The sequence below is a fragment of the Aquabacterium lacunae genome (assembly GCF_004310865.1).
Taxonomy (GTDB): Bacteria; Pseudomonadota; Gammaproteobacteria; order Burkholderiales; family Burkholderiaceae_C; genus Aquabacterium; species Aquabacterium lacunae.
The window spans coordinates 545,659-554,491 of record NZ_SIXI01000003.1 but is presented as its reverse complement, the minus strand read 5'-3'; the positions used below and the strand labels follow the sequence as shown (position 1 = coordinate 554,491).

Sequence of the window (8,833 nt, the reverse complement as noted above, 5' to 3'; positions counted from 1 at the left end):
GAACAGGACAGTGAAACGACTCAGCGCCGATGATAGTGCGGATTCCCGTGTGAAAGTAGGACATCGTCAGGCTAATCAATGCCCAAGCCCTCGTCAAAATACCTAAGTTTGACGAGGGCTTTTTGCTCCCTCTGTATGGAGCGCTGGCAAGTTGCCAGGGGTTGAGAAACAGGTGCATTGCGCACAGCAATCGAGCAGGTCTTGCGACCGCACAGCCTGGCGCATAGCGCGGGGCACACTGGGCCCCAGTCGGGCCAGTTGTGGGTCAAGCAAGAGCCATCTTTTGAAGTGATCTTCGCGGTGATTTGAAAAAACTCCAGCAAAGCGCTTGACAAGATGGTCAAGACGAGATAAAGTCTTGCCTCTTCGCTGATCACGGCGCTGCAGACAAAGCAGCAAGGCGGTGGTCGAGAAAGCGAAACAGTTCTTTAAAAATTAACAGCCGATAAGCGTGGGTGTTTGGTGCGCTGCCAAGCAGTGGCGTCAGGCAGATTCTTCGGGATTTGTTTGATGCGGTGCCAAATACTCATGAAGAGATTAAAGATAAGCTAATGCTAATCTTCGATCGATTCCGAGATGAGTTTTTTTATTTGCAGAGATTAAACTGAAGAGTTTGATCCTGGCTCAGATTGAACGCTGGCGGCATGCCTTACACATGCAAGTCGAACGGTAACAGGTCTTCGGATGCTGACGAGTGGCGAACGGGTGAGTAATGCATCGGAACGTGCCCAGTTGTGGGGGATAACTGCTCGAAAGAGCAGCTAATACCGCATACGACCTGAGGGTGAAAGCGGGGGATCGCAAGACCTCGCGCAATTGGAGCGGCCGATGTCAGATTAGGTAGTTGGTGGGGTAAAGGCCTACCAAGCCGACGATCTGTAGTTGGTCTGAGAGGACGACCAGCCACACTGGGACTGAGACACGGCCCAGACTCCTACGGGAGGCAGCAGTGGGGAATTTTGGACAATGGGCGCAAGCCTGATCCAGCAATGCCGCGTGCAGGAAGAAGGCCTTCGGGTTGTAAACTGCTTTTGTCAGGGAAGAAATCCTCTGGGTTAATACCCCGGGGGGATGACGGTACCTGAAGAATAAGCACCGGCTAACTACGTGCCAGCAGCCGCGGTAATACGTAGGGTGCGAGCGTTAATCGGAATTACTGGGCGTAAAGCGTGCGCAGGCGGTTATGCAAGACAGAGGTGAAATCCCCGGGCTCAACCTGGGAACTGCCTTTGTGACTGCATGGCTAGAGTACGGTAGAGGGGGATGGAATTCCGCGTGTAGCAGTGAAATGCGTAGATATGCGGAGGAACACCGATGGCGAAGGCAATCCCCTGGACCTGTACTGACGCTCATGCACGAAAGCGTGGGGAGCAAACAGGATTAGATACCCTGGTAGTCCACGCCCTAAACGATGTCAACTGGTTGTTGGACGGCTTGCTGTTCAGTAACGAAGCTAACGCGTGAAGTTGACCGCCTGGGGAGTACGGCCGCAAGGTTGAAACTCAAAGGAATTGACGGGGACCCGCACAAGCGGTGGATGATGTGGTTTAATTCGATGCAACGCGAAAAACCTTACCTACCCTTGACATGCCAGGAATTCTGCAGAGATGTGGAAGTGCTCGAAAGAGAACCTGGACACAGGTGCTGCATGGCCGTCGTCAGCTCGTGTCGTGAGATGTTGGGTTAAGTCCCGCAACGAGCGCAACCCTTGTCATCAGTTGCTACGAAAGGGCACTCTGATGAGACTGCCGGTGACAAACCGGAGGAAGGTGGGGATGACGTCAGGTCCTCATGGCCCTTATGGGTAGGGCTACACACGTCATACAATGGCCGGGACAGAGGGCTGCCAACCCGCGAGGGGGAGCCAATCCCAGAAACCCGGTCGTAGTCCGGATCGCAGTCTGCAACTCGACTGCGTGAAGTCGGAATCGCTAGTAATCGCGGATCAGCTTGCCGCGGTGAATACGTTCCCGGGTCTTGTACACACCGCCCGTCACACCATGGGAGCGGGTTCTGCCAGAAGTAGTTAGCCTAACCGCAAGGAGGGCGATTACCACGGCAGGGTTCGTGACTGGGGTGAAGTCGTAACAAGGTAGCCGTATCGGAAGGTGCGGCTGGATCACCTCCTTTCTAGAAAATGCACACGCTGTGAGATACGCGTGCCAGGCATCCACACTTATCGGCTGTTGATTGAGAGCGCAGAGTGAAGACAGTTGGGTCTGTAGCTCAGTCGGTTAGAGCACCGTCTTGATAAGGCGGGGGTCGTTGGTTCGAATCCAACCAGACCCACCAAGTTGTCAGGAACGACCGGACCTGTTGGTCGCGCGTCGTTGGGTGTGCCAGGCAAGGCGCGAGGTTGTGCTGCATAGCATCGCTATGCAAGCGGCCGAGCAACGCAGCATGGTGCAGCCAAGGGGGGATTAGCTCAGCTGGGAGAGCACCTGCTTTGCAAGCAGGGGGTCGTCGGTTCGATCCCGTCATCCTCCACCATTGATTCACTGCACCCATGAAGGTTGCAAACACAAACACTGGATTGAACAGTGTTTGTGTTTGCAGCAGCTTCCAAGAAGTTGCCGCGCTGCTCTTTAAAAATTTGTAGAGTCGAATCAGCATTGCTGGTGGAAAGTCAGTTCTACGGAATTGGCACCGTGCCACCAGCAATCAGATGATTGCGTCACCAAACTTTGATGAATGATTCATCAAAAGAGAAGGCGAATAACGCGTGCCTGGAAGAAGTTCCAGGCGCTCAAAGCAGTCCTTGAACTCTGACTTGCCTGCAGCGAAAGCTGCAGGGTTCAAAGTTATAGGGTCAAGTGACTAAGTGCATGTGGTGGATGCCTTGGCGATTACAGGCGATGAAGGACGTGATAGCCTGCGAAAAGCTTCGGGGAGCTGGCAAATTAGCTTTGATCCGGAGATATCCGAATGGGGAAACCCACCCGCAAGGGTATCAACAACTGAATACATAGGTTGTTGAGGCGAACCGAGTGAACTGAAACATCTAAGTAACTCGAGGAAAAGACATCAACCGAGATTCCGAAAGTAGTGGCGAGCGAAATCGGAACAGCCTAGTGCTCTTTAGCAGTTGACTTATCAGAACGGAATGGAAAGTCCGGCCATAGTGGGTGATAGCCCCGTATGAGAAAAGTCTTCTGTGGAACTGAGTGCACGATAAGTAGGGCGGGACACGTGAAATCCTGTCTGAAGATGGGGGGACCATCCTCCAAGGCTAAATACTCGTAATCGACCGATAGTGAACAAGTACCGTGAGGGAAAGGCGAAAAGAACCCCGGGAGGGGAGTGAAATAGATCCTGAAACCGCATGCATACAAAAAGTCGGAGCCCGCAAGGGTGACGGCGTACCTTTTGTATAATGGGTCAGCGACTTACATTCAGTGGCAAGGTTAACCGAATAGGGAAGCCGAAGAGAAATCGAGTCCGAATAGGGCGTCTAGTCGCTGGGTGTAGACCCGAAACCGAGTGATCTATCCATGGCCAGGATGAAGGTGCGGTAACACGCACTGGAGGTCCGAACCGACTAGTGTTGCAAAACTAGCGGATGAGCTGTGGATAGGGGTGAAAGGCTAAACAAACTCGGAAATAGCTGGTTCTCTCCGAAAACTATTTAGGTAGTGCCTCAAGTATTACCATCGGGGGTAGAGCACTGTTTAGGCTAGGGGGTCATGGCGACTTACCAAACCTATGCAAACTCCGAATACCGATGAGTACAGCTTGGGAGACAGTGCACCGGGTGCTAACGTCCGGACACAAGAGGGAAACAACCCAGACCGCCAGCTAAGGTCCCTAAAATTGGCTAAGTGGGAAACGAAGTGGGAAGGCTAAAACAGTCAGGATGTTGGCTTAGAAGCAGCCATCATTTAAAGAAAGCGTAATAGCTCACTGATCGAGTCGTCCTGCGCGGAAGATGTAACGGGGCTCAAGCCAGTTACCGAAGCTGCGGATTCACAGTTTACTGTGAGTGGTAGGAGAGCGTTCTGTAAGCCTGCGAAGGTGTCTTGTAAAGGATGCTGGAGGTATCAGAAGTGCGAATGCTGACATGAGTAGCGTTAAAGGGGGTGAAAAGCCCCCTCGCCGTAAGCGCAAGGTTTCCTACGCAACGTTCATCGGCGTAGGGTGAGTCGGCCCCTAAGGCGAGGCAGAGATGCGTAGCTGATGGGAAACAGGTCAATATTCCTGTACCGATGTGTAGTGCGATGTGGGGACGGAGAAGGTTAGCTCAGCCAACTGTTGGAATAGTTGGTTCAAGCCTGTAGTCGTGGTCCTTAGGCAAATCCGGGGATCTTAGATGAGGGGTGATAACGAGTCTGCTTGCAGACGAAGTGAGTGATACCCTGCTTCCAGGAAAAGCCACTAAGCTTCAGCTACACACGACCGTACCGCAAACCGACACTGGTGCGCGAGATGAGTATTCTCAGGCGCTTGAGAGAACTCTGGAGAAGGAACTCGGCAAATTGACACCGTAACTTCGGAAGAAGGTGTGCCTTTAGTAGGTGAACCTGTACAAGGGGAGCCCAACGAGGTCGCAGAGAATCGGTGGCTGCGACTGTTTAATAAAAACACAGCACTCTGCAAAGACGAAAGTCGACGTATAGGGTGTGACGCCTGCCCGGTGCTGGAAGATTAATTGATGGGGTGCAAGCTCTTGATCGAAGTCCCAGTAAACGGCGGCCGTAACTATAACGGTCCTAAGGTAGCGAAATTCCTTGTCGGGTAAGTTCCGACCTGCACGAATGGCGTAACGATGGCCACACTGTCTCCTCCAGAGACTCAGCGAAGTTGAAATGTTTGTGATGATGCAATCTCCCCGCGGAAAGACGGAAAGACCCCATGAACCTTTACTGTAGCTTTACATTGGACTTTGAACAGATCTGTGTAGGATAGGTGGGAGGCTTTGAAGCCAGGACGCTAGTTCTGGTGGAGCCGACGTTGAAATACCACCCTGGTGTGTTTGAGGTTCTAACCTTGGTCCCTGAATCGGGATTGGGGACAGTGTATGGTGGGCAGTTTGACTGGGGCGGTCTCCTCCCAAAGCGTAACGGAGGAGTTCGAAGGTACGCTAGGCACGGTCGGAAATCGTGCTCATAGTGCATAGGCAAAAGCGTGCTTGACTGCGAGACTGACAAGTCGAGCAGGTAGGAAACTAGGACTAAGTGATCCGGTGGTTCTGTATGGAAGGGCCATCGCTCAACGGATAAAAGGTACTCTGGGGATAACAGGCTGATACCGCCCAAGAGTTCATATCGACGGCGGTGTTTGGCACCTCGATGTCGGCTCATCTCATCCTGGGGCTGTAGCCGGTCCCAAGGGTATGGCTGTTCGCCATTTAAAGAGGTACGTGAGCTGGGTTTAAAACGTCGTGAGACAGTTTGGTCCCTATCTTCCGTGGGCGCTGCAAGATTGAGAGAGCCTGCTCCTAGTACGAGAGGACCGGAGTGGACACACCTCTGGTGTATCGGTTGTCACGCCAGTGGCATCGCCGAGTAGCTAAGTGTGGAAGAGATAACCGCTGAAAGCATCTAAGCGGGAAACTCGTCTCAAGATGAGTCTTGCCGGGGCCTTGAGCCCCCTGAAGGGTCGTTGTAGACCACGACGTTGATAGGTTGGGTGTGGAAGCGCAGTAATGCGTTAAGCTAACCAATACTAATTGCCCGTGAGGCTTGACCCTATAACTTTGATCCGATGACAGGCGCAGCCTGGACCATCGTGGTCAGGACATTCAAAGACTGCACGTTAGTCGACTTCTCGAAGGTGAAGAAGTGACATCGAAGACGTGAGCAATCGTCTGACAACAGCTGATAAGACTCTACAGATTTGAACGCTCGACTGTGAGCGCAAAGGTCAGTGCATGACACCGACCCCGAGCCCACAGCCCAAGCTGATACGCATGCCAGTGAACTGCCCCAAGGCAGTACACTCACCAGTTCAGCCTGATGACCATAGCGAGTTGGTCCCACTCCTTCCCATCCCGAACAGGACAGTGAAACGACTCAGCGCCGATGATAGTGCGGATTCCCGTGTGAAAGTAGGACATCGTCAGGCTAATCAATGCCCAAGCCCTCGTCAAAATACCTAAGTTTGACGAGGGCTTTTTGCTTTTTAGATTCCCAGATGTTTGACGCTTTGTCTTTTGTTTGTGAAAGTTATTGGCACCCAGGCGCTTTGCCTGGGCGCGAGCTTTTGCACAAGAAGATGGTGGCTGCAGGCTTCGAGGGGCCTGAGGTCGAGGCTGCGCTTGGGTTTCTGGACGGCGCAGCGATCAGTTGGGCCTTGATGCCCACTGAGGTGCGCGGGATGCGCGTGTTGACCCCCGTTGAGATCGAAGCACTTGAGTCAGACGCGCTTGCGCTGTGGGGGCAGATTGTCCAAAGTGGTCTGCTCGATGCCGTGCAGCGTGAATGGGTGCTGGAATCCATTGTGCTGCGCACAGACGACCCGGTTGATGCGGAAGCGCTGCGGGTGCTGATCCACCTGGCTTTTTGGGTGTCCGGGCGGTTTGCGGAGAACGACTTGTGGGAGTTCGTCGTTTCCGAGCCCACTGCTTGCGTGCAGTGAGGCGTTGTTCGTGTTGTTGTCCCGGGTGGAGACCCGGGAGTCTTGCGTGCACGTGGCACGCTCTCATGATGTGACCGGTTTCTTCAGGCTTTATCCGTGAAGTCTGACCTTGTTGCGTCCGTTTCAATATTCCTAACCTCGTTGTTGTCTGCGCGGCAATCCGGGTTTTGATGCCGACCTTTTGCGGTGCTTTCAGCCGCAAGGGGCGAGTCAAGCCTGTCGAACTCGCGCCGAAATGAGTCTAGGCGGGCGGTCGGCGGATGCCGACTTGCCCAAGCATGCAACGGATGCTCAAGGAGAGCTCATATGTCGCTGGTTCGCAAGCCCCGCAGCGGGGACGATTCGTCGGTGGCCCTGCACGCCGTGGCAGGCGTGGTCAACAAGACCGTGGCCCGAGATGCCGATGCGCAGCGCAAGCGTGCGCGCACGCTGGCCAAGCAGCAGCAGGCTGCTGAACGGGTGGCTGCAGCCACCAGCCAGCTGGCCGCTGGTATCAATGAATCTTCATCGGCTGCGGAGGAGTTGCGCCGTGCGACCGAGCAGATCGCCACCGGAGCTGAAGAGGCTGCCGGAGCAGCCCAGGAATCGCTGGCCGCCATCACCCAGGTGGCCGGTGCGATCACCCGCCAGTTGTCGGCTGTATCCATGGCCAAGGACATGGCCTTGGGCATGCAGGCGCTCGCTGCGACGATCAATCTGGAGGTCAAGTCGACCGTGACCAACGTGGCGGTGGCCGCCGACCGGCAGGCCGAGTCGGTGCGCATGGTGGCCGAGCTGGAGCGCCAGGCAGCCAACATCGGTGACATCGTGAAGGCTGTGGCCCGTATTGCGGATCAGACCAACTTGCTGGCGCTGAACGCCGCCATCGAGGCCGCGCGCGCTGGCAAGCATGGCAAGGGCTTCGCGGTGGTGGCCGATGAGGTGCGCACGCTGGCCGAGACGTCGGAGAAGAGCGCCAAGCAGATCCAGGAGCTGGTGGGGCAGATCCAGGGCGAGGTGAAGGTGATCGCCGAGGGTATCAATGAATCGGCCACGGCTGTGAAGGAAGAGGTCGAGAAGACCGACATCATCCTGGAGCAGCTTCAGCGCATTTCGGCCGACGCTGCCCTGATCGCCGGTGGGGCCGAAGAGATTGCGTCGGCTGCCACGCAGAGCAATGTGGCGGCACAGCAGGCGCTGAAGGGGGCCGAGCAGATTTCCGCTGCGTCGTCGGAGCAATCTGCGGCGTGCGAAGAGGCGTCCAAGACCGTGGGTGAGCAGACCGCTGCCCTGGCCGAATGCGAGCAGACGGCGCAAAGCCTGTCCGAGATCGCCGACGATCTGAAGAACTCGACCGATGTGGCCAAGAGCGCCGAGGAGGTGGCGAGTTCTGCCGAAGAGCTGTCGTCGGCGGTGCAGGAGATCAACCGGTCGGCCAGCCAGATCATGGTGGCGCTGGAGCAGATCCGCAAAGGGGCTCAAAGCCAGGCAGCAGCCACGGCCGAGTCGGCCGCCGCCATCAGCCAGATTGAACGCGGGGCGCAGCTGGCCGAAGAGCGCGCCAGCCAGGCCAACGAGCGCGCAGGCACCATCAAGAGCCTGATGACGGAGAACAAGCGTGCGGTGGACGGCCTGATCAAAAGCATTTCGGACAGTGTGGAAGCCACCAAGGCCAGCATCCGCCAGATCAAGGACCTGGAGCTGGTCTCCCGCAAGATCGACAAGATCGTCGATGCGATCACCCAGGTGTCGATCCAGACCAACATGCTGGCGGTCAATGGATCGATCGAAGCGGCTCGCGCGGGCGAGTACGGCAAGGGATTCGTGGTGGTGGCCACCGACATTCGCAACCTGGCCCACGATTCGGCTGAGAACGCCGATCGCATCAAGGACATGGTGAAGTCGATCCAGGACCAGATTGCCCTGGTGGGGCGTGACCTGGTCGAGATCAGCTCGTCGGCGCTGAGCGAGGTGGAGAAGGCCAAGTCGACCACTGCATCGCTGGGCAAGATCGAAAGCGATGTGGCCGAGGTGCAGAAGGGCAACCAGACGGCGGCCTCTGCGGCACAGGAGATCGTCACGGCCCTGTCGCAGGTGAAGGTGGGTGTGGAGCAGGTGTCGGGTGCTGCGCAGGAGGCCGAAAAGGCCGCTGAGCAGGCTGCTGCGGCTGCGCGGCAGCAGTCGCAAGGCGCCGAAGAGCTGGCCGCTGCGATCGAAGAGATCGCGTCGCTGGCCGACGAACTGCAGAGCGGCTCCTGAAGGGCCGTGCCACCGTGACCTT

Annotated in this window: 2 protein-coding genes, 2 tRNA genes and 3 rRNA genes; all 7 read left to right on the top strand. The window is 56.0% G+C overall.

Annotation, left to right across the window (positions count from 1 at the left end; all coding sequences use genetic code 11):
- Window positions 1–601 precede the first annotated feature (601 nt).
- A 16S ribosomal RNA gene (locus EYS42_RS09895) occupies window positions 602–2,130 on the top strand.
- A gap of 85 nt (window positions 2,131–2,215) precedes the next feature.
- Window positions 2,216–2,292: transfer RNA gene (locus EYS42_RS09890), tRNA-Ile, on the top strand.
- Between the two features lie 122 nt (window positions 2,293–2,414).
- Window positions 2,415–2,490 (top strand) — tRNA-Ala (locus EYS42_RS09885).
- A 317-nt stretch (window positions 2,491–2,807) separates the two neighbouring features.
- Window positions 2,808–5,686 (top strand): 23S ribosomal RNA (locus EYS42_RS09880).
- Window positions 5,687–5,947: 261 nt separating this feature from the next.
- Window positions 5,948–6,060 (top strand): 5S ribosomal RNA (rrf, locus tag EYS42_RS09875).
- The 16S, 23S and 5S rRNA genes sit together here with 2 tRNA genes alongside, the layout of an rRNA operon.
- A 69-nt stretch (window positions 6,061–6,129) precedes the next feature.
- Window positions 6,130–6,573, top strand: a complete 444-nt coding sequence (locus tag EYS42_RS09870; RefSeq protein WP_165456709.1) for a DUF494 family protein — start codon at window positions 6,130–6,132, stop codon at window positions 6,571–6,573.
- A 306-nt stretch (window positions 6,574–6,879) separates the two neighbouring features.
- Complete coding sequence (locus EYS42_RS09865) at window positions 6,880–8,811, top strand: methyl-accepting chemotaxis protein (protein ID WP_130967973.1); 1,932 nt, start codon at window positions 6,880–6,882, stop codon at window positions 8,809–8,811.
- The last annotated feature ends 22 nt before the right edge of the window (window positions 8,812–8,833 follow it).